The sequence below is a fragment of the Delftia sp. ZNC0008 genome (assembly GCF_000799035.1).
GTDB lineage: Bacteria > Pseudomonadota > Gammaproteobacteria > Burkholderiales > Burkholderiaceae_C > Comamonas > Comamonas tsuruhatensis.
Window position 1 is genome coordinate 21,347 of the sequence record NZ_JTKZ01000334.1, and the last position, 2,636, is coordinate 23,982.

Below are 2,636 nucleotides of genomic sequence, written 5' to 3' on the forward strand. Positions count from 1 at the left end.
GAGGACAGGGAACTGGTGGGCCTGCTGCACGACACGGCGGTGAACCTGGGCTATGCCATTGAGGTGGTGGAGCATCTCAATGGCGATGAGGCCGACGACCCCATTCTTTATGCCGTGAGCTATCTGCTCAGGGCGGCGAAGCGGTTTGCGGATGAGGGCGTGTCGGTGGCGTTGGCCTGAAGAGTGCGGCAGGCGCGGATGGCCTGCGGACATGGCGGGAGCGAGGCAAAAAATGGGCGAAAAAAGCGCGCCTCATGTTGAAGCGCGCTGCCGGGTTGGGGCCGTGGGTCAGTCCTTCTTGGCCCGGATGACTTCGCCGCCCACGGCGTCGATCTTGACTTCCATGAGCGTGCCGTTGGCCTGCAGCACTTCGACCTGGTAGCTGGTCTGGCCCCAGTGGGAGTCCAGTTCCGCGCTGACGGGCGTGCCGGGGGTGTGGCGGGTGGCGGCCTGTATGGCCTGCTCGATGGTGGACTTGGCCTTTTCCAGGCGCTGGCGGTCCTTGCGCTTGGCGGCGCCGTCGTTCTTGTGCTGGGCTGCCTGGCCGGTGATGGCGTTGACCCAGACTTCCACGCTGTCGCCGGCCGGGGTGATGACTTCGATTTCGTAGCGCGGGCCCGTGCCGTCGCCGTCGTCCAGCTGGGCTTCGATGGCCTTGCCGGGTACGGCCTGGGTGGCGCGGGTGATGGCCTGCTCCAGCGGGATCTTGGCCTGGCTGGTGATGGTCTGCCATTCGGCCACCGACTTGGCTGCGGCGGGCAGGGCGGCGGTGGCGCAGGTCAGGGCCAGGGCGATGGAGAGGGCGGCGGTGCGTGCGAACGGGGCAGGCTTCATGGGTGTGGCTCCTTCCGGGAATGGGGTTGGACAAGGCTAGAGCGTGTTATGCACTTTTACGTGCCCGCGAAAGCCGGGAAAGGGGCCCGGAACGAGGCGTAGCACGCGCCGCGGTTGCCACACCGCAAGCGGGCTGCAACGAAGGGCCGGACCCCTTTCCCGGCTTTCCCTTCGGGTTGGCTCTGCGCGCAGGCGCTCGCGGCGTTGCAGCGCTTGCCAAGGCATGAGCCTTGGCGGCGCACTGCGCCTTGCGATCACCAGCGCGCAAAGCCAACGCGGGTTCGTAAAAGTGCATAACACGCTCTAAGGTCGGGGCCATTGTCTCCACCGTTCCGGAGAGCGGTTGTCGGAGAGGGCGCCCTTTGCCCCCTCCGGGGTGCTGCGGTTTGATCCAGCACAACCTCTGCGTTCAGAGGCCCAGCACCTTGGCCACGTAGTCGGCGTCCTTGTCGCCCCGGCCCGAGAGGTTGATGAGGATGTGCTGGTCCTTGGGCAGGCCGGGCGCCACGCGCATGGCCCAGGCCACGGCGTGGGCGCTTTCCAGCGCGGGGATGATGCCTTCCACGCGCGACAGCTGCATGAAGGCGTCCAGGCATTCCTTGTCGGTGACGGATTCGTACTGCACGCGGCCCAGGTCCTTGAGGTAGCTGTGCTGCGGGCCCACGCCCGGATAGTCCAGGCCCGAGGCAATGCTGTGAACGGCAGCCGGCGTGCCGTCTGCGTTTTCCAGCACGTAGCACTTCATGCCGTGGATTTCGCCGGGCTTGCCCATGCTGAGGGTGGCTGCGTGGCGGCCGGGCTTGTCCGTGCCTTCGCCCGAGGGCTCCACGCCGACGAGCTTGACCGAGGCATCGCCCAGGAAGGCCGTGAAGATGCCCATGGCGTTGGAGCCGCCGCCCACGCAAGCGGCCACGTGGTCGGGCAGCTTGCCGTGTTTGGCCTGGAATTGCTCGCGCGCCTCGCGGCCGATGATGCTCTGGAAGTCGCGCACCATCATCGGGAACGGGTGGGGGCCGACCACGGAGCCGATGGCGTAGATGTAGTCCGTGGGGTTGGTGAGGTATTCCTCGAAGGCGCTGTCCACGGCCTCCTTGAGCGTGGCCGCGCCGCGCGTGACGGGCACGAGCTTGCAGCCCAGGATGCGCATCTTGGTGACGTTGGGGTGTTCCTTCTCGATGTCCACCTGGCCCATGTGGATCTCGCAGGGAATGCCCACCAGCGCGCAGGCCGTGGCCAGGGCCACGCCGTGCTGGCCGGCGCCGGTTTCTGCGATGACCTTCTTCTTGCCCATGAACTTGGCCAGCAGGGCTTCGCCCAGGCAGTGGTTGATCTTGTGGGCGCCGGTGTGGTTGAGGTCTTCGCGCTTGAGGTGGATCTGTGCGCCGCCCAACTGCTCCGACAGGCGCCGCGCGTGGAAGATGGGGCTTGGGCGGCCCACGTAGTCGGCGAAGAGCTGGGCCAGTTCCTGCTGGAAGTCTTGGCGTTTGGTGATTTCGGCGTAGGCGGTGTTGATGTCGTCCATGGCCTGCTTGAGGTGGGGCGGGACCAACTGGCCGCCGTAGGGGCCGAAGTAGCCTTCTGCTGTGGGCATGGGGGAGAAGGTGGGGGGGATAGTGGTCATGGATGTTGGCGGGTGTTCTGTGGAATGGCGGATGGTGGCGGTGGCAGCTTACGTAGGGCTGCCATGGGTCTGAAGAGAGAAAACCCCGGTCGGGGTTTCTTGTTTTTGACCCTGCCGGGTGGTTGTTTTTCGAGGCCGGGTTTCGGCCCGGCGGCCGACCGACTTTCTTGCCGCGCGGCAA

Annotated in this window: 2 protein-coding genes and 1 pseudogene; 1 reads left to right on the forward strand and 2 read right to left on the reverse strand. The window is 66.3% G+C overall.

All coding sequences use genetic code 11. From position 1 onward, the window contains the following. Nucleotides 1–180, forward strand: a pseudogene (locus L995_RS34315) (hypothetical protein); the annotation flags it as partial. A 108-nt stretch (nt 181–288) separates the two neighbouring features. Here the strand turns inward: L995_RS34315 and L995_RS11170 are convergent. Both L995_RS11170 and trpB read right to left on the reverse strand, forming a co-directional pair. After that, nucleotides 289–834, reverse strand: coding sequence for a PepSY domain-containing protein (locus L995_RS11170; protein WP_016454747.1), 546 nt, complete (start codon nt 832–834; stop codon nt 289–291). 409 nt (nt 835–1,243) lie between these two features. Then, a complete protein-coding gene (trpB, locus tag L995_RS11175; protein ID WP_047471687.1) occupies nt 1,244–2,455 on the reverse strand; it encodes a tryptophan synthase subunit beta in 1,212 nt (403 codons plus the stop codon). Nucleotides 2,456–2,636 lie beyond the last annotated feature (181 nt).